At 59.5% G+C, this 26,173-nt stretch carries 22 protein-coding genes and 1 pseudogene; 15 read left to right on the forward strand and 8 right to left on the reverse strand.

Annotation, left to right across the window (positions count from 1 at the left end; genetic code table 11):
* Positions 1-9: 9 nt before the first annotated feature.
* A complete protein-coding gene (locus LDB29_RS02260) occupies positions 10-816 on the reverse strand; it encodes an SDR family oxidoreductase (protein ID WP_257555970.1) in 807 nt (268 codons plus the stop codon).
* Positions 786-2,096 (reverse strand): acyl-CoA dehydrogenase family protein, encoded by a 1,311-nt coding sequence (locus tag LDB29_RS02265; RefSeq protein ID WP_257555972.1) that lies wholly within the window; start codon positions 2,094-2,096, stop codon positions 786-788. Before LDB29_RS02265 ends, LDB29_RS02260 begins: the two co-directional genes overlap by 31 nt.
* A 465-nt stretch (positions 2,097-2,561) precedes the next feature.
* Between LDB29_RS02265 and LDB29_RS02270 the strand changes: the two genes are divergently transcribed.
* From LDB29_RS02270 to LDB29_RS02305, 8 genes are all read left to right on the forward strand, one after another.
* On the forward strand, positions 2,562-2,918 hold the full coding sequence (locus LDB29_RS02270; RefSeq protein ID WP_257555974.1) for a hypothetical protein: 357 nt from the start codon (positions 2,562-2,564) through the stop codon (positions 2,916-2,918).
* A gap of 55 nt (positions 2,919-2,973) precedes the next feature.
* On the forward strand, positions 2,974-3,858 hold the full coding sequence (locus LDB29_RS02275; RefSeq protein WP_257555976.1) for an SMP-30/gluconolactonase/LRE family protein: 885 nt from the start codon (positions 2,974-2,976) through the stop codon (positions 3,856-3,858).
* A gap of 27 nt (positions 3,859-3,885) precedes the next feature.
* A complete protein-coding gene (locus LDB29_RS02280; protein ID WP_257555978.1) occupies positions 3,886-4,473 on the forward strand; it encodes an RNA polymerase sigma factor in 588 nt (195 codons plus the stop codon).
* 307 nt (positions 4,474-4,780) lie between these two features.
* Positions 4,781-5,950 carry an amidohydrolase family protein gene (locus LDB29_RS02285; RefSeq protein WP_257555979.1) on the forward strand — a complete coding sequence of 390 codons (1,170 nt, stop codon included), beginning with the start codon at positions 4,781-4,783 and terminating at the stop codon, positions 5,948-5,950.
* Between the two features lie 78 nt (positions 5,951-6,028).
* Positions 6,029-7,081: a DUF2332 domain-containing protein gene (locus tag LDB29_RS02290; protein ID WP_257555981.1), complete on the forward strand. Its 1,053-nt coding sequence runs from the start codon at positions 6,029-6,031 to the stop codon at positions 7,079-7,081.
* A 298-nt stretch (positions 7,082-7,379) separates the two neighbouring features.
* On the forward strand, positions 7,380-7,859 hold the full coding sequence (locus LDB29_RS02295) for a hypothetical protein (protein WP_257555983.1): 480 nt from the start codon (positions 7,380-7,382) through the stop codon (positions 7,857-7,859).
* A gap of 71 nt (positions 7,860-7,930) precedes the next feature.
* A complete protein-coding gene (locus tag LDB29_RS02300) occupies positions 7,931-8,959 on the forward strand; it encodes an aldo/keto reductase (RefSeq protein WP_257555985.1) in 1,029 nt (342 codons plus the stop codon).
* A gap of 105 nt (positions 8,960-9,064) precedes the next feature.
* A complete protein-coding gene (locus LDB29_RS02305; protein WP_257555987.1) occupies positions 9,065-9,937 on the forward strand; it encodes a MaoC family dehydratase in 873 nt (290 codons plus the stop codon).
* A 71-nt stretch (positions 9,938-10,008) separates the two neighbouring features.
* Here LDB29_RS02305 and istB (LDB29_RS02310) read toward each other — a convergent pair whose 3' ends face one another.
* The 3 genes from istB (LDB29_RS02310) to LDB29_RS02320 form a co-directional block, all read right to left on the reverse strand.
* Positions 10,009-10,776, reverse strand: coding sequence for an IS21-like element helper ATPase IstB (gene istB, locus LDB29_RS02310; RefSeq protein WP_257555989.1), 768 nt, complete (start codon positions 10,774-10,776; stop codon positions 10,009-10,011).
* Positions 10,773-12,269, reverse strand: a complete 1,497-nt coding sequence (istA, locus tag LDB29_RS02315) for an IS21 family transposase (RefSeq protein ID WP_082430708.1) — start codon at positions 12,267-12,269, stop codon at positions 10,773-10,775. The genes istB (LDB29_RS02310) and istA (LDB29_RS02315) overlap by 4 nt, the downstream gene beginning before the upstream one ends.
* A 96-nt stretch (positions 12,270-12,365) precedes the next feature.
* Positions 12,366-13,208 (reverse strand): amidase, encoded by an 843-nt coding sequence (locus LDB29_RS02320; RefSeq protein ID WP_257555991.1) that lies wholly within the window; start codon positions 13,206-13,208, stop codon positions 12,366-12,368.
* A gap of 335 nt (positions 13,209-13,543) precedes the next feature.
* Between LDB29_RS02320 and LDB29_RS02325 the strand changes: the two genes are divergently transcribed.
* Together LDB29_RS02325 and LDB29_RS02330 are read left to right on the forward strand one after the other, a co-directional pair.
* Entirely contained in the window at positions 13,544-16,159 is a 2,616-nt protein-coding gene (locus tag LDB29_RS02325) for a TonB-dependent receptor (RefSeq protein ID WP_257555993.1), read from the forward strand.
* A gap of 141 nt (positions 16,160-16,300) precedes the next feature.
* The gene (locus tag LDB29_RS02330) at positions 16,301-17,503 is read left to right on the forward strand and encodes an amidohydrolase family protein (RefSeq protein WP_257555995.1); all 1,203 of its coding nucleotides are present in this window, start codon (positions 16,301-16,303) and stop codon (positions 17,501-17,503) included.
* A 145-nt stretch (positions 17,504-17,648) separates the two neighbouring features.
* On the opposite strand, the pseudogene LDB29_RS02335 reads toward LDB29_RS02330, so the two are convergent.
* The 3 genes and pseudogenes from LDB29_RS02335 to LDB29_RS02345 all read right to left on the reverse strand — a co-directional run bounded on the left by LDB29_RS02335 (position 17,649) and on the right by LDB29_RS02345 (position 20,456).
* Positions 17,649-18,093: pseudogene (locus tag LDB29_RS02335) on the reverse strand (SDR family NAD(P)-dependent oxidoreductase).
* Positions 18,094-18,133: 40 nt separating this feature from the next.
* Positions 18,134-19,318, reverse strand: coding sequence for an acetyl-CoA C-acyltransferase (locus LDB29_RS02340; protein WP_257557084.1), 1,185 nt, complete (start codon positions 19,316-19,318; stop codon positions 18,134-18,136).
* Between the two features lie 10 nt (positions 19,319-19,328).
* On the reverse strand, positions 19,329-20,456 hold the full coding sequence (locus tag LDB29_RS02345; protein ID WP_257555997.1) for an acyl-CoA dehydrogenase family protein: 1,128 nt from the start codon (positions 20,454-20,456) through the stop codon (positions 19,329-19,331).
* Positions 20,457-20,770: 314 nt separating this feature from the next.
* On the opposite strand from LDB29_RS02345, the gene LDB29_RS02350 reads away from it, so the two are divergent.
* From LDB29_RS02350 to LDB29_RS02370, 5 genes are all read left to right on the forward strand, one after another.
* The gene (locus LDB29_RS02350; protein ID WP_257555999.1) at positions 20,771-21,679 is read left to right on the forward strand and encodes a LysR family transcriptional regulator; all 909 of its coding nucleotides are present in this window, start codon (positions 20,771-20,773) and stop codon (positions 21,677-21,679) included.
* A gap of 182 nt (positions 21,680-21,861) precedes the next feature.
* Entirely contained in the window at positions 21,862-23,358 is a 1,497-nt protein-coding gene (gene istA, locus LDB29_RS02355; protein WP_082430708.1) for an IS21 family transposase, read from the forward strand.
* Positions 23,355-24,122 (forward strand): IS21-like element helper ATPase IstB, encoded by a 768-nt coding sequence (gene istB / locus LDB29_RS02360; protein ID WP_054944222.1) that lies wholly within the window; start codon positions 23,355-23,357, stop codon positions 24,120-24,122. Before istA (LDB29_RS02355) ends, istB (LDB29_RS02360) begins: the two co-directional genes overlap by 4 nt.
* A gap of 321 nt (positions 24,123-24,443) precedes the next feature.
* Positions 24,444-24,932, forward strand: a complete 489-nt coding sequence (locus LDB29_RS02365; protein WP_257556001.1) for a flavin reductase family protein — start codon at positions 24,444-24,446, stop codon at positions 24,930-24,932.
* Positions 24,933-25,009: 77 nt separating this feature from the next.
* Positions 25,010-26,092: an IS5 family transposase gene (locus LDB29_RS02370; RefSeq protein WP_257556003.1), complete on the forward strand. Its 1,083-nt coding sequence runs from the start codon at positions 25,010-25,012 to the stop codon at positions 26,090-26,092.
* Positions 26,093-26,173 lie beyond the last annotated feature (81 nt).

The raw sequence follows: 26,173 nt of genomic DNA on the forward strand, positions 1-26,173 counted from the left end.
TGGCCCTTCTCACATCGCAGATATGCCGCCGTCGATCTTCAGCTCCGATCCGGTCACGAAACGACTTTCGTCGGAGGCGAGATAGAGGATCGCCTGCGCAACCTCTTCCGGCTCGCCGAAACGGCCGACGGGAATTTGGCTTAGGAGCTTGACCTTGACGCTGTCCGGGTCTCTGCCTTCACCTACCAGGTCGTTCAGGATCGGCGTGTTGATGAATGTTGGATGCACCGAATTGCAGCGAATGTCCCACCCTTTGCGCGCGCAATCCAGCGCGATGGATTTGCTGAGCAACCAAACCGCAGCCTTTGAAGCATTATAATTGGCAAAGTTGCCCGAGGCGATCAGCCCGGCAATGGAAGAGAGGTTGACGATCGACGCGGGCTGCTTTTCCCGCAGCAATGGGAGGGCATATTTGCATCCCAGGAATACGCTGTCGACATTGACCGTCATACCGCGGCGCCAGCGGTCGAGATCAAAGTCCTCGATCGAGCCTGGCAGCACGATCCCCGCATTGTTCACAAGGATGGAAAGCCCGCCCATCGTCTCGTTGGCGGCAGTCATCGCGGGTAGCCAGTCCGCCTCGCTGGTGACGTCGAGGCGGGCGGCGAAAGCGCAGGTTGCGCCAGTTTCGGCATTGATGGCATCGGCCTGGGCACGTACCGCGTCTGCGTCGATGTCGGTGAGGAGGACTTGTGCGCCCTCCATCGCCAGCAGGCGTGCGGTAGCTGCGCCAATGCCCTGCGCGGCGCCGGTGATGAGCGCCTTCTTCCCCTGAACCCTTCCCTTCATGCCGGGAAATCGGCGGGCTTGGGCCATAGGCCTTCGCTCGCCATTCGGTCCGCTTCCTGAGGGGTGAGCACATGTGCCCAGCCGCCAGTGCTGTCCGGCGAGATATCCTTGTGGCGTTTCATCTCGAGCTTTGCGATCTGGTTGCGATGGACCTCGTCCGGCCCGTCGGCCAGGCGCAACAGGCGGGCATTTGCCGCTGCGAGTGTCAGAAGATGATCGTTATTGGTGCCGCCGCCGCCGAACATCTGGATTGCCCAGTCGATAATCTGCTGCGCCATGGTCGGCGCCACGACCTTGATCATTGCAATTTCCTGGCGCGCGGCCTTGTTCCCCACCGTGTCCATCATATGTGCTGCCTTCAGCGTCAGCAGCCGGGCCTGCTCGATCATGATGCGCGACTGGGCGATGCGTTCCATGGTCACGCTCTGCTGAGCGAGGGCCGCGCCGAACGGTTCACGGATCTGCGCGCGCCGGCACATGCGCTCAAGCACCCGTTCGCAAAGGCCGATCAACCGCATGCAGTGGTGGATGCGGCCGGGACCAAGTCGGCCTTGCGCAATTTCGAAACCACGCCCTTCACCGAGCAGGATGTTGGATTTGGGGACGCGGACATTGTCGAACATGACCTCGGCCGCCCGGTCTGGTACGCCGTAGAAGCCGAAAACAGGCAATGCACGCACAACCCGCACGCCCGGCGTGTTGCGGGGCACAAGGATCATCGACTGGCGGAGATAGGGGTCCTCGACCTCGGGTGAGACGCGGCCCATGAAGATGATGACCTCGCATTTTGGGTGCGTGGCATTGGTCGTGTACCATTTACGGCCGTTGATGACATAGTCGTCCCCGTCCGCGACGATCTCGCTGGCGATTTGCGTAGCGTCGGACGACGCGCGCGCCGGCTCGGTCATGCCGAAGGCAGACCTGATATCGCCCGCCATCAAGGGCTTCAGCCAGCGCTCCTTCTGTTCCTCGGAGCCATAGCGCAGGATGGTTTCCATATTCCCCGTGTCGGGCGCCGAGCAGTTGAAAACCTCTGGCGCGAGGAAGCTGCGTCCCATGATTTCGCAAAGCGGCGCGTATTCGAGGTTGGTGAGGCCTCCGACCCAATGGTGTTCGGGGAGGAACAGATTCCAAAGGCCGGCGTCCCGCGCCAGCACCTTGAGCCTTTCTACCGTGGGATACACCGTCCACGGCCCCAACCGCTCCGCCTCGAGCAGATATTGGCGTTCGCTGGGATAAATATGATCGGACATGAATGCCCGCAGACGCTCGGCAAGTTGCTCGGTCCGCTCCGTTGGGTTCAGCATCTCATCTCCTGCAATGCCCTACTTGTCTATATGGTCCTACAATCCGTTATCATGATTTGCAATATGGCTTTAAGCTATGCGGCGGTGATCGACGGCGCTAAAATTCAAGAAAATTATGATAATACAAACATATAAATTAAGAATTGCCTCGAAATTTATAATTTTCGTCGTGCGGCAAAGACGAAAAATTTTGCGCATTTTCGTAGGACGTAATTATAGAATCGAGGATAAAGAATGGATTGCAATTTCTGTAAAACCTGGCAAAAGCAATGCAGGTGTGTTCGCGCATAACCACTGAGGCGGGGGGCAAGGTATCTACCAAGCTTATTCGTACTCGGTATCGCGGACGTGCTAGGCCGGCGCTGGTTTGGTCAGATGTGCGGTCCAGCATAATCCGAGGAGGATTGGATGCGGAGGCGGTCGACGGCACATTGCGAACAAGTCGGTGCCCAATGGGCCGCATATATGCGGGACTATTATGAGGAGGCCTTGGCCGGCGATGATCTTGCCGACGCCACCTTCGTCATTTCCTATGAATTTACCGATCCACCGGCATATTTTTTGGATGAGGGGCAGAACTCCATCGGAGATTTAAACCGGATCGCTGACGGACGCGTAGAGGTGGCTGGACGCGCCTTGCTCCAGGCCGCATGCGATGTACAGATTATCGGCGACTGTGAGCCGGACACTGGCTGCGCAAATATGATGCGCCCAATCTCCAATTTGTCGGAGTCTGGGCCAAGATCATGTCCGGAGACTGTGATGCCAGCGGTGTTAAATCTGCCTGATGTGCACAATGCCATCAATGAATTTGCGATCTGAGGGCAATGGTCTCGGCGCCTGCGATGAGAATTCCGGTGACAATGTGGGAGATGATATGCGTCTGTTAGAACTCGCGGCGACACGCGGCGCACGCATTCTTGCAGAGGGGCTATTTTTCCCCGAATGTCCGCGCTTCAAGGGGACGGAAATAATCTATGTCGATGGTCCGCTGGTCCGTGCGACGAGCCTTGCAGGCGTGACGCGTATCGTTGCAGCCCTCCCGGCGCAACTCTGTCTGGGCTTGCAGATCACCGGCGATGACATCCTTGTCGGCGGAGCCCTTGAACGGCGAATTTATCGAATTGCCGGTGATACTGTGTCGCTCGAACAGGATTTATCGTCGCACTCCGCCTCGCCCACAAACGAGTTCGTCCGCCTCCCCGGTGGTTCGATGCTGGTGGGACGCATGGGTTTCAATCCCATCCTGGGCGAGGCCCCTCGCGCGGCGCGCCTACTTTTGGTGACGCCGGACGGAGATGTCCGCGAGACTGGCCCTGAACTGATGTTCGCCAACGGCATGATGCTTGTCGATGGTGGGGCGATTCTGCTGGTGATGGAGACCTTTGCCCAGCAGATTCGCCGGCTCAGTCTGTCTCCTTACGGGGAGGTTCTAAGCGACACCGTGCTTCCCTTGGTCAATGACCCTTCGCCCGAACCCGATGGCTTCGGGCTGGCGGCTGATGGTGGAATTTGGTATGCAGACATGCACCTTGGTGCAGTCGTCCACCGAGGTGAGGATGGAAAGGCGGACCTTCTCCTGCGGACGGGCAAGGCTCATGCGACAAGCTGCGTGATCTTCAATGCCGAGGAACAGGAGTGGATTGCGATCACCGCCACGGACCATCCACCGGCGCCGGAATTTGCCCATTTGCGAACAGGGCAGTTAATCGTGGTGCCGCTGCGTGCATTATGGGAGGCAGGAAGCGAATGTGGATCATGATTGCACCGATCGCATGGCTCCTTTGTCATGACTGAGAGGCGTTGCAGAACCGCCGCGAGGAAAGACGCGGCTGCGGCTCTGGATCGGCGTTTTCGATCTCCACTGCTTACCTATTTCAGGCGTCGGTTAGGCGATCAGGCCGAAGCCGAGGATTTGACGCAAGAAGTATTCATTCGGCTTGCTACCCATCCCGATCGCCATGATGGGACCAAGTTGCGATCCTATGTTTTTACGATTGCTGCTAACCTGCTCAGGGATAAGGCAAAATCTGCCAGTTCTGCCTGGGCGAGGCAAATAGACAGTTTGGACAAGGTGGACGCAGGCTTTGCACGGCCTCGGGAGCTGGTTGACGGGCTTACACCCGAACGCCTTTTGGTAGGCAAGGAAACGTTGGCTCAGGTCCGGTCGGCGATGTTCGAACTGAGCGAGAAAACGCGATATATCTTTGCCCTCTCACGTCTGGATAAGATGCGCTATCAGGATATTGCGGCACTCTACGGTATTTCCGTCAGCGCGGTAGAAAAGCACATCATCAAGGCCAATGCGCATTTGGGTGCCCGCCACGCTTCAAGCCATCAGGACGATTATCCACGAGATACCCGAAAATCCGCCTAGCGGCACACCTCGTGCCGGAATGGATGTGAAAGTTGGGGCCATATTGGATCGGCGCCGCACAGTCCGGCTTCGGGAAGGGGCGAGCATTGGTCAGCTGATCCCGCCATCGACCGATTTTTCGAAGGAACTTGCTGAGGGCTTCTTCGGAGGTCTCGTTCTTTCAAAAGAAGGGGACATGACTCATCCGTTGAGTGTGTCTCGCTGGCGCTGAGGCCGGAAACGATCCGTGGGGAATAAGGGCGTGTCGATCGCCTGCTCCAGAAGCGGACAGTGTACCGGAAGGCGCGTGAGAGGAGGAAGCATCAGCATGGCTCTGACATTAGAGGCGATCAAGGGACGGGTTTCGGACCTTGATTCTCATGAGCAGATTTCGCACGTCAAATATGGCGAGGTTTTCGGTGACCGTGGCGAACGGTTTCTGAAGGCCAGTGCCGATCTGTTCCGCCTTGCCACCGAAAAGCGCAAGGGAACCGACGAAGGCAACGACAATTTCGTGCCGGATACGGTCGAGATCACCGAGAAGACGGTGTGGGAGAATAAGGGCGTTACGGCCCCTTCACATGCCGACATGGATCGGCGCCCTGCGGTAATGGACATGATGGGCATTCAGCGCCAACTCGTGTTTCCGACCATGGGTTTGTTTGCTCTCTCGCAGGCGCTTGGCGGACTGCACAATATTTCGTCGGAAGAAGAGAGGGTTGTCGCCTGGGAGGCTGTTGACGCCTACAATGAATGGGCCGCAGGCCTGACCGCGAAATATCCCGACCGTCTGTGGATCGCGACACTGCTCAAGAGCGCCAAGCCGGGTATCACTGTCGAGGATTTGATCGCAGAAACCGGCCGCCTCATCAAGCTGGGGGCTAAGGCGATGTTCATCCCCAGCGGTTTGCCGCCTGCTGGCCTTTCGCCTAGCGACCCGGCGCTCGACCCCTTCTATGCGCTGATGGCGGAAGCAAATGTCTCGCTCGTCACGCATCCGCCCGGCGGTGTCGGCTTCTATTCGAAGCCCTGGGAAAAGCCCCGGATGATCAGTGGTCTGCGCAAGCATATGGCGGAAGAGAATTTCGTTGCTTCGCTGGTATCGGGCGGCGTGTTCGAACGGCATCCGACGCTCCGCTTCGCGGCAATCGAATGCGGTTCGTCCTGGTTGGGTCCACTCGCCGAATTCCTGGATTTCTGGGCGGACGAATCCCGTGCACCGCGGACGGCGGGGTCCCAGTTCAATTATGCCTATTCGCTAAAGCCATCGGAATATATCGCTCGCAATGTTCGGGTAACCCCCTGGAATTTCGAACCGGTGGAGATTTATTTCGATCGCTACCCCCATCTCCAGGATTGTTATTGTTACTCCAGCGACTTTCCCCATGTCGAAGGACAGCAATATTCACTCCAAAAATTCTATGAAAACATCTCGCCTTTAGGCGATAAGATCGTCGAGAAATTTTTTTGCACTAACGGGGCACTGGTCCTGCCCTGATAAGCCAAATCAACGCCACCGGTTGCGACCTCGCACGCGGTGGCGTTGATAAGATATTCAGGCTTGGGAGGATCAGAGGTGAATGCCATTGAACGCCTGCCGCGCATAAAGGCCGATCACGTCGCCGCAGCGATGGTGAATGCCTCCGCTTCGATGACGGCGCGCAAGGCACTGTTATACGGCGAGCTTTGCAAGCATATTCCTGAAGATCCGGAACTTGTCCAGATCGTTGCGCAAGGCCTTGCAGGGGCGACCGCCATCCAGTTCTTCACCTGTGTCCATTATGTGCTGATGCGTGAATCAGGTGATCCGCTCGCTCGATTCTACGCGAGTCTCACCGCCGATCCTGCCCCGCCAGAGGAGGCCTTTCCAGATTTTGCGCGCTTCTGCAAAAAGCACCGTGCCGAGCTGTTGCACCTCATGCGCAACCGAACCGTCCAAATGACTGCCATTGATCGCTGCGGGCCGATATTGGCTGGCATTTCCCGCGTCGCAAAGCTGGTGGGCGAGCCGATCGACCTCATTGAAATCGGTTGTAGCGCCGGGGTGCTGTTATCCTTCGATCACTATGCCTATGATTTCAAGGATCGTGGTCACCTGGGTGCGTCAGACGCGTCGATGACGGTCACGCTCAACCTGCAAGGCGGCCCTGAACCGCACATTCCGCAGGTCGGACGGCGTATCGGCCTTGACCTGCAGCCGGTTGATCTCAAGTCGGCCGACGAGCGGCGGTGGATCCAGGCACAATGCTATCCAGAGCTGCGTGAGTGGCAGGCCGAAGTCACGGCAGCCATGGACATCGTTCAGAACATCCCGATTGATTTCTTCCGGGGCGATGCGCTGGAGCTGCTACCTGGCCTGCTAACCGAGAGTCGTGGTCCACTCTGCATTTTCCACTCCGCCTGCCTGATCTACTGGAGCGAAGAGGCCAAGGCTTGTCTCGACGATCTGCTCTTGGAGGCGAGCTGCGGGCGTGAAATTTTCCGGGTCGGGAATGAGCGCCCCGAAGGCGTTGAACGGCCGACCTATGGAGAGATCAGCATCAGCCATTATTTCGATGGGCAAAGGGGCGACCGGAATTTCCGTGCTCATTGGTTTGTCGATGAGGCTACTCTTGTCTGGCAGAATTGAAACTTCCGATAAAGTCGGTTGAGGGGTTGGCGCGAGGTGTCGTTTCCACAAGTGAGTAGGGCAACAAGTGTCTGTCTATCGGTCGCTCGGAATGCCTCATGATCGGCAGTCGATGATGCTGGCCTGAATGGGACTTTCGGGGTCGCATTGGTCGCGCCTTGGGCTGGTGAAAGGATTGGTTTATGGAGATCATCAGCAGTACGCGTCACGAAATGGGCAGAGCCTCGTTGATGAAGCGATTATCGCTGGAATGCGGTGATCATCATATCGGTAACAAAGAAGGATAGAGGAGGCTGATTTGGCACATAGCAATGAGGATGGCGGTGAGCGCTACGAACTGTGTAGTCCGCAATGGCTGGACGCGATGCGCGAATATTATCGGACCGCTTTTGAAAGCAAGGATCTCCTTGGCTTTGAGTTTATCCGCACCTACGAATTTACTAATCCTCCTCAGCATTTGCGTAAACCTGGACGTGAAACAATTGGTTACGCTCTGAGCCTGAAAGATGGGCGAATGGAAGTGATCGGCGAGCCGCTTCCTCTCGGTGAAGCCCAATCTGTCGTATTGACTGATTATGACGCGAGCCTGCAATTGCGTCAGTGGGATGGCAGCGATCCAGCCTATCCGGCCTTTCGCTCGACGATCGTTGAGGCGGGCAAGCTCAAATTCTTCGGCGATCCGCCAAAGCTGCCGGCGGCGATGGAAAATCCCAATACCCACAACGCGCTCAGCGCCTTCACGCGGTTCCCGCCAAAAGTGACAGCAAACAGCCTTTGAGCGGAATGAGGCGGTCGGATGCGCAAAGGCAACCGGTCGCTTGAAAGTAGCCTGACTATTGAGGTGAATTCATGCGTTACAATCCGCTCGGGTCCACGGGACTGTTCGTATCGGAGCTTTGTCTTGGCACGATGACGTTTGGCGGTCAGTCCACATGGAACTCGCTTGGTAATTCGGATCAGAGTGAAGCGACTGCGATCGTTTCGCGTGCGCTGGAAGCCGGGGTCAACATCATCGACACGGCGAACAACTATTCGGGTGGCCTGTCGGAGAAGATGGTTGGTCAGGCCCTCAAGGATATTGGTATCAAGCGCTCGGACGTACTCATAGCGACCAAATGCTTTGCCCGGATTGGCCAGGGTCCGAACGATATGGGGTCGTCGCGCGGTCATATCATGGACTGTGTGGAGCGAAGCCTTGAACGGCTCGGCCTTGATCATATCGATCTCTACCAAATGCATGCGCAGGACTCGATGACACCGATCGAGGAAACGCTGCGCGCGCTCGACGATCTCGTCTCACGGGGACTGGTGCGCTATGTGGGCGCCTCCAATTATCAGGCGTGGCAACTCATGAAGGCGCAAGGCATTGCTGAGCGCAAGAATTTCGTCCGATTCCAGACCCTTCAGGCTTATTATTCCATCGCCAGTCGCGACATCGAGCGGGAAATCGTACCGGCTCTCGTCGACCAAAAAATGGGCCTGATGGTGTATAGCCCTCTCGCTGGCGGCCTCCTTTCGGGCAAGTTCGAGCGAGACAAGCACGGACCGGAGGGCGCGCGTCGGTCGGCGATGGACTTCCCCCTGGTGCATAAGGATCGCGCCTGGGACTGTATCGATGCGATGCGGGAGGTTGCCCAATCCCATGACGTGAGCGTGGCGCGCGTTGCGCTAGCCTATGTCCTGGCCAAACCCTTTGTCACTTCGATCATCATCGGGGCGAAGCGGATCGACCAGCTTGAGGACAATCTCGCTGCGATCGACGTTCAGCTTTCGGCCGAGGATCTGGCAAAGCTCGACGCGGTGAGCGAACTGCCCTTCGAATATCCGGGCTGGGCCTTGGGTCCACAGGAAAAGGTGCGGCGTCCGCAACCAAAATAGGTAGCGCAAAAAAAACGCTGAGCCGTGTGTGACTGGACACGACGGCGGTGAAGTAAACAGGGCCGGCCGGGAAGGCCGACGGCGAACGCATTGGAGACGGTGGAAATGACGGCGGAGACCTGCGGGATCGATACGGACAAGGTGATCGACGATTATGTGGCGCATTGGAACGGGCGTATTGGTGAAACGAAGGCGGTCCCGCTGCTGCGCAAGTCGCATCGTGACTATGCGATATCGAGCCGCCATGTCACCGACGACATGATACGGCAGTTTGCGATTTCCAACGGCGACACCAATCCGCTTTGGCGCGACCCTGCCTATGCCGAGACGTCGCCATGGGGTCGCATCATCGCACCGCCGATGCAGGTCGTTTCGGTCTCCTCTGCCACATCGCTTCCCCAGCCACCAGACGTTCCAGAATGGTATCTGATGCAAGCAGGCGCAATCTACGAGATGGAACGCCCGCTCGTGCATGGCGACGAACTGGACGCTGAAGATGTGTGGCTCGGAATCACCGAGCATAGCAAGGCTGATCGTCCCCACCGCACATTCCTGCTCCATGGCGAACGGCGCTTCCGCGATCAGGATGGCAAGCATGTCGGTCGGGTAAAGCTCAACGTCTTCGCTACCACCCCTAGAAAAGGGATCGGTGCTCCTGCACCACAGGAAGCGCCGGCTCGTGAACGGCACCGTTACAGCGAAACCGAGCTGGCAGAGATCTACGCTCATTATGACGATGAGATCGCTGGCAAGCTGCGGCGTGGCGCCGAGCCGCGCTATTGGGAGGACGTAAAGGCGGGCGATCCTATCGGGAAGGTTATCAAGGGGCCGCTCGATGTTCTCGATGCTGCTAGCTTCCTCGTCTCGGCCGGGGCAGGGCTGGGCTATGCGGACAAGTGGATGCTCATCAAGGACGAGATTGGTGTCAACGGCGGAGTAAAAGTCGGCCATTGGGCGGCGCAAAATCAGGCCGGGTGATCCGTGTGCTGGCGAGCGCCGCGAGGGCGTAGCCCGAGTGGGGGTCGCCAACACACGGATGGTCTTTTCTGTCAGGGGTTGGAGCGTGCCTTGCGCGCCTGGCTTTGGGCCAGACGATAGCTCTCTCCGTTCATCTCGAGTATGGAGACGTGGTGGGTAAGCCGGTCGAGGAGCGCGCCTGTCAGGCGCTCGGAGCCGAACGTTTCGGTCCACTCGTCGAACGGCAAGTTGCTGGTGATCAGCGTCGAGCCGCGCTCGTAACGCTGCGAGATCAGCTCGAACAGCAGTTCCGCGCCGGTTTTCGAGAGCGGCACGAACCCCAGTTCATCGATGATGAGGAGCTTGTATCCGGCCATTTGCTTGTGGAGGCGCAGAAGGCGGCGTTCGTCGCGTGCCTCCATCATCGCGCTGACCAGCGCGGACGCGGTGGTGAAGCCGACCGTCAGGCCCTTCTGGCAGGCGGCAAGGCCGAGGCCGATCGCCACATGGGTCTTGCCGGTTCCCGAGGGACCAAGGGCTATGACGTTCTCGCGGCGGTTGATCCAGTCGCAGCGTGCCAGTTCCAGCACCTGCATCTTGTTGAGCTTGGGGATCGCGGCAAAGTCGAAGCTGTCGAGGCTCTTGGCGGCCGGGAACTTCGCAGCCTTGATCCGGCGCTCGACCATCCGGCGTTCGCGGTCGATCAGCTCCAGTTCGACAAGCCGGGCAAGGTAGCGGACGTGATCTGCGCCCTCGGCCGCGCATCGCCGGGCCAGCTTTTCATGCTCGCGCAGGAAGGTTGGTAGCTTGAGCGTCTTGAGGTGGCTGGCCAGTAACAGCTCGGGGGACGGACTGCTCATGCCGCATCCTTCGCATCGCCCGAGAGCAACTGCATGTAGGAGCGCGCCGATGTCGTCTCCACCCTGGCTCTGGGCAGATAGGGATAGATCGCCATGTCCAATCGGGGTGGTCGGCGCTCCACCCGGCACAGCAGGAGATGCTTCACGGCATCAAAGCCGATCGCCCCGATATCGAGAGCCTGCTTTACGGCCGCATGCAGATCGGCAAGCGTGAAGCTCTCCAGCAGACGCAGCACCTGCACATACTCGCGCCGACCATGCTTGCCCATACGAGCTTCCATGAGGCGGCGCAGCGTTGCAAACGCTTCGGGCAGGTGCCAGCCTTGCAGGGGCGCTGCCTGATCGAGCGCATTGATCTTCTGTTCGATCAGGGGAAGGTAATGGATGGGATCGAAGATCACGTCCTCGCGCTCGTAGCTGCGCACATGACGGGCAATGACCTCGCCCCGGCAGCCGATCACCACCTCGCCGACATAGCCCCGGATCCATACCTCCTGATGGCCGAAGCGCACCGGCACCGAGTAATCATTGGTCCGGTAACGCACCAGCGCCTGCGACGAGACCTGGCCGCTGGTCTGGTCACAAGCCTCGAACGGGGCAGCCGGCAGTTCCTGCATCGCCGCCAGATCGCGCTTCAGCCTCTCGCCGATCGTCTCGCTCTCGCCCCGCAGCCGGTCGTTCTGACGCTTGCGGCATTGCTCCTCGAGCCACAGGTTGAACGCCTCCCACGTCGCGAACCGGGGGATCGGCACCATGAAGTTGCGGCGAGCATAACCGACCAGCCCTTCAACACTGCCTTTGTCGTTCCCCCTGCCGGGACGGCCGTAACGATCGCGGATCAGGTAATGCGACAGGAAGCCGCTGAACAGCCGGGCGCGCTGCCTCGTGCCGTCGGGCAGGATCTTCGAGACCAGGCAGCGGTCGTTATCGTAGACGATCGACAGCGGCACCGCGCCGAAAAACGCGAAGGCGTGCACGTGGCCGTCCATCCATGCCTCGGCAACGGCAGCGGGATAGGCGCGCACGTAGCAGGCGTCGCTGTGCGGTAGATCGAGCACGAAGAAATGCGCCTTCTGCACAACACCGCCGATCTCGACCATGGCCTCACCAAAATCTGCCTGGGCATGGCCGGGCGCATGCGCCAGCGGCACGAACATCTCCCGGCTGCGCTGCTCGCGCTGTCGGATGTAATCCTTGATGATCGTGTAGCCGCCGGTGAAACCGTGCTCTTCGCGAAGGCGGTCAAATACCCGCTTCGCCGTATGACGCTGCTTGCGCGGAACCTGACGGTCACCATCAAGCCATGCATCGATGATCGGAACGAACGCTTCCAGCTTGGGCCGCCGCACCGCCGCCGTCCGGCGGTAACCGGGGGGCTCCGAATACGACAGCATCTTGCGGACCGTGTCGCGCGATACGTTGAAATGCTTCGCCGCCTCACGCTGGCTCATGCCGCCCGCGCAAGCAAGACGCACCTTCAGGTAAAGATCCACGGTATATATCTCCACGCCCTCCCTGCTCGCGCAAAGAAGGCAAAGTGGACGACTTTTACGCCGCCCGCAGCAGCACTTCGCCGCCGCCACCGTGGTCTAATTTTGCACCGCCGTTCTCAGATCGTCAGTCCAGGCAAAGCGCATATCCGAGACTCCACGATCCAGGCCGTCGAGCGGACTGTCGAGGGGCACGCCGGGACCCAGCGGATCGCGTCCGTCCGGACCAGCGATCACCGACAGGATCGTCGCCGCGTCGCGCGAGTCACGCGTTATCGGACCTGCCGTCCAGCCAATATGCAGTTCGAAATGCTCAGGATCGACGCGTTTGGGCACGGATCGTTCGGTGGGATGCATGCCCACGAGGCCGCAAAATGCCGATGGAAGCCGGGTCGAGCCGCCACCATCGGTGCCGATTGCAGCTGGAATCATCCCTGCGGCGACCGAAGCGCCCGCGCCCGAACTCGACGCGCCAGCGATGCGACTGAGATCCCACGGGTTGCGCGACAGCTTGTCGAATTCGGGTGCGCCTTCCAACGTGAAAGTAGGCATGGAATTGAGGCCGACGATGATCGCGCCCGCCCGTCTCAGGCGTTCGACACAGATTTCGTCGTGGCGTGCCGTCCCGCCGATACCGATCGGTCGTATCGGCCGGGGCCACCCTGCGACATCGAGATGGCTCTTCACCGCCATCGGCACGCCATGCAGCGGCCCCAGTGGGTTGCCTGACAGGACGGCTGCTTCCGCGGCCTTCGCCGCGGCGCGCGCATGATCGGCATCGATATGAACGAAGGCCTTTAACGTGGGATTGAGCGCCTCGATTTTCGTCAATGTCCGGTCGATGACCTCCACAGGGGATATCTGCCGGGATTGCACCAGTTCGGCGATCTGCCAGGCGGGTGCCCAGCTTAGCTCGTCGTCCTTTTCGATCTTGGCGTTCATGCCGCTCTGCTCCTCTCCGGTTGTCGTGTTTGTTTGAAGATGGGCTCAGTCGGAACCATGCAAATATGCCCTGCGCGCATGTTTCCGCGCAATTATGGCAGCCTGGCCACATAGGCCTCTGAAGGCGCGACTGGCTTGGCCGGCAGCGCTCATGTCAAGGCCAGGGCTATAGGAATGGCGAGCGCGACCTTTGTGATTCCAACCAGGTCCATATCCTCTCCGCGGTTTTGAGCCGTTGTCGGCTTCGCTCCGTTGACTGATATGCATTGTATTACAATTCTATTCAATAGAAACCCACCGAATGGCTTGCGTGATGTGAAAAATGCGAGATTATTGTGATCAGTTTTTCAGACCCGGTGCGAGTCGTTTTCGCGAAATCGGGCGAACAAGGCGGGGATGAATGTATGACAAGATATGTACAGCCTTTTGGTCGGAAAGTCTTTATCGCTGCGATTCTCGCGTCGACCGGACTCCACGGCCGGGCGGCTTCCGCAGCCGTCGCCGGGGAGGAGCAGCCTTCGATCAGCTCTGGTATTCAGGATATCATCGTCACAGCCCGTAAGCGCGAGGAGAGCATCCAGCGCGTGCCTGTGTCCGTGGCCGTGCAGTCGGGTGAAAATTTACAGCAGCGGCAAGTCACCGATATCATTTCGCTGCAGGCCGCTACGCCGAGTCTGGTTGTCGCATCGACCGGCCCGGGATACGCCGCCAGCAACTTCGCGATCCGTGGCGTCGGGACGGCGATCACCGGGCCGCAGGTCGAATCGAGCGTCGGTCTGGTCGTTGATGACATACCCATGGCACGCTCCGCTTTCTATCCTCTCGAATTGTTCGATCTGGATCGGGTGGAGACCCTGCGTGGTCCGCAAGGCATGCTGTTCGGCAAGAATGCGACTGCGGGCCTCATCAATATCGTGACCGGAACGCCAAGGCTTGGCGAAAGCGAGGTCATCGGCCGCATCGACCTGCGCCAGATGGACGTTCTGGGGAACGGCTTCCGTGAGAAGATCAATCTGGCCGCCAATATTCCGCTGTCAAACGAGGCGGCTCTCCGCGTGTCGGGTTATTTCTCGCACGACGACGCCTTGATGAAGAACGCGTTCAATCCAAAGCAGGATCTGGGCAAAGATCAGGCGGGTATCCGCGCTAAACTACTGGTCGAGCCGACAGACGGCTTCCGCGTGACCATTGCGGGCGACTACACGCACGGCCGTGGCACCGGGGAAGCGGTGTTTTCCTACCTCATTGCGCCGGTGGGCAGTCTTGTGCGGGCGCAACTTACGGCGCTAGGCATCACACCCGGAGAAGGAAATCTTTACACTGCACCCAACAATCGCATGGGTATTACATCGAATATTGGCGGAGTTTCCGTAAAGACAGAACTGGACTTTGGGAGCGGTTATACGTTGACTAATGTGCTCGGCTATCGCCGGGCTGAAATCACGACCTATGGTGACGCAGATGGCCTGCCGATCTCGGTTCTCGATAATGCCAACAGCAAGGGTACGATTTCGACGCAGGAACAATTTTCGGAAGAATTGCGGATCAGCTCGCCGGCGCAACGAGCGCTGACTTTCCAGGGTGGTCTTTTCTTCCAGTCGTTCGAATATAGGAGCGCGGCTGAGGCGCACTCATATATCGGCATGCAGGTGCCCGGGACAGGGCCGACTTCGGGACCGCCGCCAGTTCTGACTTTGACCCAAGCGGGCTGTTTGCTCGGTGCGTTCAACGTGCCGGGCGCCAGTACGCCTTGCTCAGTCGCTTTGCTGGGCGGCTTTCCCGGAGGCGCGCCGTCCCACACCCAGACAGACATTTCTAACGATTCGAAAAGCTACGCGGCCTTTTTCGAGGGACAATACAGGTTCTCGGAAAAGTTCAGTATTTCGGCGGGCGGGCGCTATACGCGCGACCGGATGGGTTACGCCTACAGCGTCACCAACTATCCCGACGCCATCGCCGGCTTTTACCCAGGTGGATTTCAGGTTCGCAACAAGGCCAGTGCCAACGACTTTTCGTACCGCGGCAGTCTGAATTTCCAAGCGTCGCACGACATATTGATCTACGGCAGTTACGGTCGTGGCTATAAGGGACCGGCGTTTGACACACAGACAGCCGCCGAAATCAAACCCGAGATATCCAAGACCTTTGAGCTTGGTCTGAAATCCGTCCTTTTCGACCGTGTCCTGCGCCTGAACGCGGCGATCTTCCATTCGAACTATAGCGATTTCCAAACCCAGGCGCCGGCGCTTGACCCGAAAAGCGGTAACCAGACCATCAAGCAGACAAATGCGGGTAAGCTGACCACGCAGGGCTTTGACATCGACTTGACGCTGGCGCCGGCTAAGGGGCTGACCTTCAACGGCGCGGTCAGTTATGTCGACAGCAAATATAAGAATCTTCTGGTTGGCTGCTACCCCGGCGAACCGATGCAGATTACAGCCTTTTCAACCACGCCTGGCCCGGGCATCTGCTTCAATCCCAATTTCAAGCCGGGTCTGCCTGTCAGCGCGACCAACCCGCCAGGGGGAGCCTTCTTCAACGGTGGCGTGACCAACGTGGATGGCGCACCGCTCGCCTTTTCGCCGAAATGGTCGTTCAACCTAAATTCTCGCTATGAATTTCCGGTGTCGGATCGCTTGAACCTGTTCGGGCAGGCCGACGCCTCCTATCGCAGCGAGTATAATTTCGTAACGGCAGCCGATCCCAACACGGCAGTGCACGGCTTCTGGCTCATCAATCTCAGCGCCGGCGCGCGCTCGGAAGGTGGTCGCTGGGGAGTCACGGTGTTCGTGAGGAACCTCGCGAACAAACATGTGCCACTCTACCGCTATTTCGTCGGCACCTCTGTGCTCCTCGGCGATGCGGCCTTCGGTCGCGGCACGTCCTATGTTCAGCAGTTCAGTCCGGACTCCTTCCGTCAGTATGGCTTGTCCGTGGATTTCAAATTTTAGGGGGAAGTCGGCCCGTCGCGGCCCGTTCGGGTCGTGGCGGGCCGGCGATTGCCGCTGGAACAAGCTCTTGGTTCATCTAGCCGCCCGTGCGGCCTTGGTAATTCTGAAACTCGAACCGATGCAGAAGAGGAGGAGCAGAGCATGACGATCACATTGGATGAAATTCGCGGTAATGTGCTCGATCTTGATTCCCATGAAATGGTGCCCACTACCCGCTATGAACAGGTTTTTGGAGCACGTGCCGGGAAACTTCTGAAGGAATTCAAGGCATTTTGGGATGATGCGGCCGAACGCTACAAGGATGACCCCAACAATCTTGCGGTCGAGGTCGAGGATGTGATGGCGGTCACGCAAGGCGTCGTGTGGGAGACCAAGGGACCATCGGCACCTGGCGCGATCGACATGGATCGCCGGCCTGACGTGATGGACGTCATGGGCATCAGGCGGCAGCTCATCTTCCCTGGTTTCGGCCTCTTCGCCTTTTGCGAGGCACATGGTGGTGGCTATGCCGCAATGCCCAAGGCGACGCCTGAGCAGATGCAAATGGCGCAGGATGCCGTCGACGACTACAATGAATGGGCCGGCCATCATACGTCGCGCTATCCTGATCGACTTCGGATCGTGGGCATCCTGGCAAGCGGCGTTCCGGGGCTGACGCCTGAGGGGCTGGTAGCGCGCACCGAAAAGCTTATCCGGAAGGGTGTTCGCTCGGTGCTGATGTCGAGCGGTCTGCCTCCCGCCGGCCTATCGCCGGCAGACCCGCTGCTCGACCCATTTTATCAGCTTTTGGCTGACTCCAATGTTTCGCTTGTTGTTCATCCGCCATCGGCGGCGGGATTCCGCCCCGGCGAAGTGTGGGGTCGCGCGCGGCTGCCGGGCAACTTCCCGGTTCATCTAGGTTTGCAGCGGGCTGAAGAAAATCTGCTCGGCGTGATGATCATGGGTGGCGTGTTCGAACGTCATCCCAACCTGCGCTTTGGAGCGATTGAATCCGGTGGCTTCTGGATCGGACCGCTAGCCGACCGGCTTGATGCCGCACTCGACAGCATGCAGGCGCTCAATCCTCGTCCGATCCCCGATTTCAAGACGGATCTTTCGCTCAAGCCCTCCGAATATATCGCACGTAACGTGCGGGTTGGCGTGCTGCTGAATGAACCGGTGGAGGAATGGATCGTCCGTTATCCCCACCTGCAGGATGTGTATTGCTATTCCAGTGATTATCCGCACGGCGAGGGGCAGGCCCACTCGATGCAGAAATTCTATGATCGCGTCGCGCCGTTGGGCGACGAGGTCCTGAAGAAATTCTTCATGAAGAATGGTGAGCTCTTGCTGCCTGCAGCATGACATAGGCGCGCGCGGAGGCGGGAAGGGCTTTTGCGCGCCTTGCTATTGGGTTTTCGAGCGAAGATGGTAATGCTGCTGTAGAATCCGTCATAGTCTAGGCTCACCAGGTCAGAGCTGCTACAAAACAACCCAGATCATCTGTGCGTTATGCAATGGCAGCGCCCTGACGGATGAGCTCTCCGTTCAGCAACGGGGTGCGAACGATGGTCTCGACCGGCTGCGCAGATTCGGCGGGCTTGCCGAGGCGGCTGGGGGGCGGGACCTTCGTGGCCAGTGCATCCTTAACACTTTGCGGAAAAGGCTCCAGCATGGGGGGCAGGAGGATGCCCGGCGCGATCATCATCACGCGCATCCTGCATTGGTCAAGATCGCATGCGACGGGCAACGCCATGCGCCTTTCCCGCCGCGTCCAGACCGGCGGTGACGCTGGCATCGTCCGACACATTGACGCTGACGAAGGCGCCACCGATTTCGACCGCCGCTGCCTTGCCCGTTTCTTCGTTCAGGTCGAAGATCGTGATCTTCGCGCCCGCCGCCGCCAGCATCTTCGTCGTGGCCTTGCCCAGACCCGATGCACCGCCCGTAACAATGGCGGCTACCCCTTTGTTACCGGTGTCTTCCCTCTCCCTGTCAGACCAGTTCGACCGCCATGGCCGTTGCTTCGCCGCCGCCGATGCAAAGGCTCGCGACGCCGCGGCTGAGGCTGCGATTTTCCAGCGCCGCAATCAGCGTGGCCAATATTCGCGCGCCCGACGCGCCGATGGGGTGGCCCAGCGCGGTCGCCCCGCCATTGACGTTCAGCTTTTCTGCGGGGATGCCCAGTTCCTTCGCCGCGATCATTGCCACCACGGCAAAGGCTTCATTGACTTCGAACAGGTCGACATCGTCCACGGACCAGCCGGCCCTCTCTAGCGCCTTGCGCATGGCGGGGACGGGCGCGGTGGCGAATTTGGCCGGCTCATGGGCATGGCCAGCGGTGGCGACCACCTTGGCCACGACCGGCAGACCCAGCTTTTCCGCAACGCTCTGACGGGTCATCACCAAAGCGGCCGCGCCATCCGAAATGGAGGAGGCATTCGCAGCTGTGATCGTGCCGTCCTTGACGAAGGCGGGTTTCAGCGACGGAATCTTGTCCGGGCGTGCCTTGCCGGGCTGTTCGTCGGTGTCGATGATCGTATCGCCGCCCCGGCCCGATACGGTGACGGGCGCGATCTCGCGGGCGAAGGCGCCGCTCGCGATCGCTTCATTGGCGCGGGTCAGGGACCGGATGGCGTAATCGTCCTGATCGGCGCGGGAGAATTGATAGTCGCGCACCGCCTCCTCGGCAAAGACGCCCATCGCCTTGCCGGGTTCATAGGCATCCTCCAGCCCGTCCATCATCATCGTGTCGATGATCCGGTCATGGCCGATGCGCGCACCTGACCGATGCTTGGGCAAGACATAGGGCGCGTTGGTCATGCTTTCCATGCCGCCCGCCACGATCACATCAGCGGTGCCGGCGGCCAGCGCCTCATAGGCCATGATGGCGGCCTGCATGCCCGACCCGCACATCTTGTTGACGGTCGTTGCCTCCGTATTGCGGCCAAGGCCCGCGCCAAGCGCCGCCTGCCGCGCGGGCGCCTGCCCCAGCCCGGCCGGCAGGACGCACCCCATATAGATGCGGTCGATGACGTCGGGAGAAAGTTTCGCGCGCTCGACCGCAGCTTTCACGGCCGCCGCGCCGAGGTCTGTCGCCTTCAGCGCCGACAAGGCGCCCTGAAAACCACCCATGGGGGTCCGGGCATAGCCCGCAATGACGATCGGGTCCTGCATGATGCTGTTTCCTTCAAAGACTGCGCGCGATGACCATGCGCTGGATGTCTGATGTGCCTTCGTAAATCTGGCAGACGCGCACATCGCGGTAGATTTTGGCGATACCGAATTCTTCCAGATAGCCATAGCCGCCCAGCGTCTGCATGGCGCCGGATACCACCGCCTCGGCGGTTTCGGAGGCGAAGAGTTTGGCCATGGACGCCTGCGTCAGCGCGGGCTGACCCGCATCACGCAGCGCGGCGGCGGAAAGGACCAGTTGGCGCGCGGCCTCCAGCCGGGTGGCAAGATCGGCGAGCCGGAACCCCACCGCCTGATGATCGATGATCGCCTTGCCCATGGAGCGGCGATCCTTGGCATAGCCGACCGCAATCTCCAGCGCCGCCTGCGCCATGCCGACACATTGCGCGGCGATGCCGATCCGTCCCGTTTCCAGATTGGCGAGCGCAATGCGGTAGCCCTGACCCGGCTGGCCGAGCAGCAGATCATCTTCCACGAACAGATCGTCGAAGCGCAGTGCGCAGGTATCCGACGCCCCCTGCCCCATTTTATGTTCGACCTTGTCGACGATATAGCCGGGCCGGTCCGTGGGAACGAGGAAGGCCGACAGCCCCTTCTTCCCGGCTTCGGGATCGGTCACGGCGATCACCATCGCAAGGCCGGCGATCTTGCCCGAGGTGATGAACTGCTTCGCGCCATTCAACCGCCAGCCGCAATTGACCTTCACCGCCCGCGTCCGCACCGCAGACGCGTCCGACCCGGCATCGGCTTCTGTCAACGCGAAGGCGCCGATGGTGCGGCCGGCGATCAGATCGGGCAGGAAACGTTGCTTCTGCGCATCATTGCCGTCTTTCAGCAGGCCGCCAACGATGATGCTGTTCTGGATCGACACGATGGTCGAGAGAGCGCCGTCCGCCGCCGCCAGTTCTATGAGGGCCAGAGCATAGGATAGCGAGTCCGCCTCTGCACCGCCAAAGACCTCCGGCGCGGTCATGCCCCACAGGCCGAGACCGCCCATCTGTTCGAACAGAGCGGGCGGAAAGCCGTGATCCGATTCGAATCGCGCGCTATGGGGGCGGATCATCTCCTGCGCGAACAGTCTTACGGCGTCCCTTATTGAGGACTGGGTTTCATTAAGGGGCATTGAGTTACCTTCATAAACTCAGAGTTCGCGGATGTAGTAAATGTCCTTGCTAGACATCTAAAATAATCATCGATAATTTTTATAATTATTATAGTATAATTTGTACATTTCAGATCATTGGAGTAAATTACTTATAATCATTAGTTTTTATATTTTCTATTCGTATCTCTCGCAGCGCATGCGGTCATCTCAAATCTTCTCGGTGACAATCGCAGTTGTCCGAGCCAAAATCCAAGCCGAAATCACACTGCCATTATGACGAAAATCATATATACATCCGGTGAAACCCACATGGTGATGTCTGGAGGAGCCTGATGCGGATCGACCCGCGATTGATCATTGAGTTCGCGACGGTCGCCGAAGAACGATCCTTTGCGAAGGCGGCGAACCGACTGCGGATGGCTCAACCCTGGCTCTCTACCCGAATTCGCAAGCTCGAGGCGCATCTGGGCTTCCCGCTCTTCGTGAGAACCACGCGCCGGATCGACTTGACGGATAAAGGCTCCGAATTTTTCGGGACGGCCAAATTGGTGGGTGCGGCGATGGAGGCGGCCAATGCGCTCGCGTTGCGTCTGAAGGGGGAAACGGCGCGTCTCCTGCGGGTTGGGGCCGCTCCTTACACGAAGATGATCGATGAGAGGCGGGCGACGCTGGAGCAGTTTGCTGCAACAACGCCGAATGCCCGGATTGAATTGGAAACCGGTTGGAGCCTCGTGCTACTGGAGAAATTGCGTCAAGGCATCATCGACCTGAGCTTCATGATGGGAGACTTCGACAAAAGCGAATTTGAAGGGCTCGAGTTGAGGCGATTTGGCATCGCCATTACGGTGGCTCGGTCACATGCTCTGGCAAAGCATGATCTTATCGTTCCGGCCGATCTGGTAGGAAAACGAATCCAGGTGTTCACGAGAAGCCTGAATCCCGCTCTTTGGGATGCCCTCTACAAGCCGCTGAAATGTGAGGGCATTATACTTGTCGAAGTGCCGGAGATGGCGGAAGGCCCGCCAAACGAGATGAATGATGATGATGCACTTGCTGCCTTCTTCGATTTTGATTGCGGTCCCGTCGAGCTTCCTTCAGCGATGCGGATTCCAATAAAGGCGTCGAGAGATGTGCCATTCTCCCTCTTGCGCCGCCGAGGTGCGCACAATCCCATTGGGGAAGCCTTTTGGGCCGCTGCATTGAGCAGCACAGGGTGGTCTCAGAATAGCGAAATAGGTTAGGGTGCCGATACAGCAATATTGGGCGCGATCCCATGTCGGATATGACCTTCCGACAGGTTAATGTGAGAACGGCGGTGCAAAATTAGACCACGGTGGCGGCGGCGAAGTGCTGCTGCGGGCGGCGTAAAAGTCGTCCACTTTGCCTTCTTTGCGCGAGCAGGGAGGGCGTGGAGATATATACCGTGGATCTTTACCTGAAGGTGCGTCTTGCTTGCGCGGGCGGCATGAGCCAGCGTGAGGCGGCGAAGCATTTCAACGTATCGCGCGACACGGTCCGCAAGATGCTGTCGTATTCGGAGCCCCCCGGTTACCGCCGGACGGCGGCGGTGCGGCGGCCCAAGCTGGAAGCGTTCGTTCCGATCATCGATGCATGGCTTGATGGTGACCGTCAGGTTCCGCGCAAGCAGCGTCATACGGCGAAGCGGGTATTTGACCGCCTTCGCGAAGAGCACGGTTTCACCGGCGGCTACACGATCATCAAGGATTACATCCGACAGCGCGAGCAGCGCAGCCGGGAGATGTTCGTGCCGCTGGCGCATGCGCCCGGCCATGCCCAGGCAGATTTTGGTGAGGCCATGGTCGAGATCGGCGGTGTTGTGCAGAAGGCGCATTTCTTCGTGCTCGATCTACCGCACAGCGACGCCTGCTACGTGCGCGCCTATCCCGCTGCCGTTGCCGAGGCATGGATGGACGGCCACGTGCACGCCTTCGCGTTTTTCGGCGCGGTGCCGCTGTCGATCGTCTACGATAACGACCGCTGCCTGGTCTCGAAGATCCTGCCCGACGGCACGAGGCAGCGCGCCCGGCTGTTCAGCGGCTTCCTGTCGCATTACCTGATCCGCGATCGTTACGGCCGTCCCGGCAGGGGGAACGACAAAGGCAGTGTTGAAGGGCTGGTCGGTTATGCTCGCCGCAACTTCATGGTGCCGATCCCCCGGTTCGCGACGTGGGAGGCGTTCAACCTGTGGCTCGAGGAGCAATGCCGCAAGCGTCAGAACGACCGGCTGCGGGGCGAGAGCGAGACGATCGGCGAGAGGCTGAAGCGCGATCTGGCGGCGATGCAGGAACTGCCGGCTGCCCCGTTCGAGGCTTGTGACCAGACCAGCGGCCAGGTCTCGTCGCAGGCGCTGGTGCGTTACCGGACCAATGATTACTCGGTGCCGGTGCGCTTCGGCCATCAGGAGGTATGGATCCGGGGCTATGTCGGCGAGGTGGTGATCGGCTGCCGGGGCGAGGTCATTGCCCGTCATGTGCGCAGCTACGAGCGCGAGGACGTGATCTTCGATCCCATCCATTACCTTCCCCTGATCGAACAGAAGATCAATGCGCTCGATCAGGCAGCGCCCCTGCAAGGCTGGCACCTGCCCGAAGCGTTTGCAACGCTGCGCCGCCTCATGGAAGCTCGTATGGGCAAGCATGGTCGGCGCGAGTATGTGCAGGTGCTGCGTCTGCTGGAGAGCTTCACGCTTGCCGATCTGCATGCGGCCGTAAAGCAGGCTCTCGATATCGGGGCGATCGGCTTTGATGCCGTGAAGCATCTCCTGCTGTGCCGGGTGGAGCGCCGACCACCCCGATTGGACATGGCGATCTATCCCTATCTGCCCAGAGCCAGGGTGGAGACGACATCGGCGCGCTCCTACATGCAGTTGCTCTCGGGCGATGCGAAGGATGCGGCATGAGCAGTCCGTCCCCCGAGCTGTTACTGGCCAGCCACCTCAAGACGCTCAAGCTACCAACCTTCCTGCGCGAGCATGACAAGCTGGCCCGGCGATGCGCGGCCGAGGGCGCAGATCACGTCCGCTACCTTGCCCGGCTTGTCGAACTGGAGCTGATCGACCGGGAACGCCGGATGGTCGAGCGCCGGATCAAGGCTGCGAAGTTCCCGGCCGCCAAGAGCCTCGACAGCTTCGACTTTGCCGCGATCCCCAAGCTCAACAAGATGCAGGTGCTGGAACTGGCACGCTGCGACTGGATCAACCGCCGCGAGAACGTCATAGCCCTTGGTCCCTCGGGAACCGGCAAGACCCATGTGGCGATCGGCCTCGGCCTTGCCGCCTGCCAGAAGGGCCTGACGGTCGGCTTCACCACCGCGTCCGCGCTGGTCAGCGCGATGATGGAGGCACGCGACGAACGCCGCCTTCTGCGCCTCCACAAGCAAATGGCCGGATACAAGCTCCTCATCATCGATGAACTGGGGTTCGTGCCGCTCTCGAAAACCGGCGCGGAACTGCTGTTCGAGCTGATCTCGCAGCGTTACGAGCGCGGCTCGACGCTGATCACCAGCAACTTGCCGTTCGACGAGTGGACCGAAACGTTCGGCTCCGAGCGCCTGACAGGCGCGCTCCTCGACCGGCTTACCCACCACGTCTCCATACTCGAGATGAACGGAGAGAGCTATCGTCTGGCCCAAAGCCAGGCGCGCAAGGCACGCTCCAACCCCTGACAGAAAAGACCATCCGTGTGTTGGCGACCCCCACTCGGGCTACGCCCTCGCGGCGCTCGCCAGCACACGGATCACCCGGCCTGATTTTGCGCCGCCCAATGGCCGACTTTTACTCCGCCGTTGACATGCGATGAGGGATTGCTTACGAAGGTTGGGTATGGACGCTATCGTTGCGCGCGGTCAGGATAGTTGCGCCGGAACCCTCATCCCTGAAACGCGGGGGCTTTCATCATCTGAAATCTGGCGAGAATTTTCGCAAGAAGGCTGGGATATTTGGCTTGTGGAAACTATAAAAATCTTATTGTGAAAGAATAATCAAAAATGACAATCGACATCGATGCTTCACATTTTCGAAAAATTCTCGGTCATTATCCGACTGGCGTCTGTGCTATAACCGCCATGCAGTCGAATGGAATGCCTGCAGCGATGATTGTGGGATCCTTCACCTCTGTATCGCTCGATCCTCCACTGGTTGCTTTCTTCCCTGATAAAGGCTCCTCAAGCTGGCCTAAGATCAAAGCAGTTGGTCGCTTTTGCGTGAATGTTTTGGGCGACGCACAAGAGGGGCTATGCAGAATACTAGCATCTAAGGACCCGAATAAATTCGACGGCGTTCCGCATCATCTTTCAGCGCTGGGTTCTCCAATAGTGGATGGGGCTCTAGTTTGGATCGACTGCAGCATTCATGCCGTCCATGATGCTGGAGATCATCATATTGTGTTGGGTGACGTGCATGCACTGGGCGTTCATCATCCAGGAACGCCATTGCTTTTCCATCGTGGATCTTATGGAAGGGTGATGCCTCTCTAAATTGGACACCTCGAAAAACTCGTGGCGTTTGACGGGGTGAAGTGATTCCCTGCCTTTGCGCGATAGCGGAGGCGATGATGGCAGGGCAGCCGGGTTTCTTGGATCTTTCGGACCGATATGAGGCGTTGAGCGCGGCGGGTGACCCGCTGGAGCGTCTGGCGGCAGTCGTGGACTTCGAGGTTTTCCGGGGACGGCTGGTAGCGGCGCTGCGCCGTAGTCCTCGCGGCAAGGGTGGCCGCCCGCCGTTTGACCCGGTCCTCATGTTCAAGATCCTCGTGCTGCAGGCGCTCTACTCGCTTTCGGACGAAGCGACCGAGTTCCAGATCAAAGATCGCCTCTCGTTCCAGCGCTTTCTGGGGCTTGGCCTGGATGGCACCGTGCCCGATGCGACGACCGTATGGCTGTTCCGGGAGCGTCTGGTGAAGGCCGGGGCGATCGACAGGCTCTTTGCCCACTTCGATGCCGCGCTCAAGGATCGGGGATATCTGGCCATGGGCGGGCAGATCATCGACGCCACGGTCGTGCCCGCCCCCAAGCAGCGCAACACCCAGGAGGAGAAGACGGCGATCAAGGAAGGCCGTATCCCCAAGGGCTGGAAGCCAGCCAAGGCCCGGCAGAAAGACCGCGATGCACGCTGGTCGATCAAATATACCAAGGCCAAGGTCGAGGAAGGCGCCGATCCCAAGGCGGCAAAGCCGGTCGATCTGGCCATTCCGATGTTTGGGTATAAAAACCATATTGGCATCGATCGGGCCCATGGGTTGATCCGCACCTGGGATGCGAGCGCCGCCAATGCCCATGATGGCGCGCGACTGCCCGATCTGATCAGCAAGGAGAACACCGCCTCGGGCGTTTGGGCCGATACCGCCTATCGATCGAAGAAGAATGAGGCATTCCTCGCCAGGGGCATGTTCACCAGCAATATCCACCAGAAGCGCCTGCCGAGGCGGCCCCTGCCCGAACGGATAGCCAGGGCCAATGCCAAGCGGTCAAAGGTCCGTGCTGCGGTCGAGCATGTCTTTGCCGGGCAAAAGCACCGCATGGGCCTCGTCGTCCGCACCATCGGCATTGCTCGCGCCAGGATCAAGATCGGCATGGCCAACCTCGTCTATAATTTCCAGCGCCTGGCCTGGCTCGAGGGGCGAATTGCGCCCGCGTGACGCCAAAGACGGCCTGCGCAGGCGCCCCCCCTACAAAAATCAGCGGATCAAGCACCGAAGCCAAGGCTCATACTCCGCTCG

The organism is Sphingobium sp. CFD-2 (assembly GCF_024611135.1).
In the GTDB taxonomy this organism is placed as follows: domain Bacteria; phylum Pseudomonadota; class Alphaproteobacteria; order Sphingomonadales; family Sphingomonadaceae; genus Sphingobium; species Sphingobium fuliginis.

What these genes read in the sequence shown, in the direction of transcription:
- LDB29_RS02260 (WP_257555970.1), bottom strand. Translation starts at nt 816, where the DNA reads ATGGCCCAAGCCCGCCGATTTCCCGGCATGAAGGGAAGGGTTCAGGGG.
- LDB29_RS02265 (WP_257555972.1), bottom strand. Translation starts at nt 2,096, where the DNA reads ATGCTGAACCCAACGGAGCGGACCGAGCAACTTGCCGAGCGTCTGCGG.
- LDB29_RS02270 (WP_257555974.1), top strand. Translation starts at nt 2,562, where the DNA reads ATGCGGGACTATTATGAGGAGGCCTTGGCCGGCGATGATCTTGCCGAC.
- LDB29_RS02275 (WP_257555976.1), top strand. Translation starts at nt 2,974, where the DNA reads ATGCGTCTGTTAGAACTCGCGGCGACACGCGGCGCACGCATTCTTGCA.
- LDB29_RS02280 (WP_257555978.1), top strand. Translation starts at nt 3,886, where the DNA reads ATGACTGAGAGGCGTTGCAGAACCGCCGCGAGGAAAGACGCGGCTGCG.
- LDB29_RS02285 (WP_257555979.1), top strand. Translation starts at nt 4,781, where the DNA reads ATGGCTCTGACATTAGAGGCGATCAAGGGACGGGTTTCGGACCTTGAT.
- LDB29_RS02300 (WP_257555985.1), top strand. Translation starts at nt 7,931, where the DNA reads ATGCGTTACAATCCGCTCGGGTCCACGGGACTGTTCGTATCGGAGCTT.
- LDB29_RS02305 (WP_257555987.1), top strand. Translation starts at nt 9,065, where the DNA reads ATGACGGCGGAGACCTGCGGGATCGATACGGACAAGGTGATCGACGAT.
- istB (WP_257555989.1), bottom strand. Translation starts at nt 10,776, where the DNA reads ATGAGCAGTCCGTCCCCCGAGCTGTTACTGGCCAGCCACCTCAAGACG.
- LDB29_RS02320 (WP_257555991.1), bottom strand. Translation starts at nt 13,208, where the DNA reads ATGAACGCCAAGATCGAAAAGGACGACGAGCTAAGCTGGGCACCCGCC.
- LDB29_RS02330 (WP_257555995.1), top strand. Translation starts at nt 16,301, where the DNA reads ATGACGATCACATTGGATGAAATTCGCGGTAATGTGCTCGATCTTGAT.
- LDB29_RS02345 (WP_257555997.1), bottom strand. Translation starts at nt 20,456, where the DNA reads ATGCCCCTTAATGAAACCCAGTCCTCAATAAGGGACGCCGTAAGACTG.
- LDB29_RS02350 (WP_257555999.1), top strand. Translation starts at nt 20,771, where the DNA reads ATGCGGATCGACCCGCGATTGATCATTGAGTTCGCGACGGTCGCCGAA.
- istB (WP_054944222.1), top strand. Translation starts at nt 23,355, where the DNA reads ATGAGCAGTCCGTCCCCCGAGCTGTTACTGGCCAGCCACCTCAAGACG.
- LDB29_RS02365 (WP_257556001.1), top strand. Translation starts at nt 24,444, where the DNA reads ATGACAATCGACATCGATGCTTCACATTTTCGAAAAATTCTCGGTCAT.
- LDB29_RS02370 (WP_257556003.1), top strand. Translation starts at nt 25,010, where the DNA reads ATGGCAGGGCAGCCGGGTTTCTTGGATCTTTCGGACCGATATGAGGCG.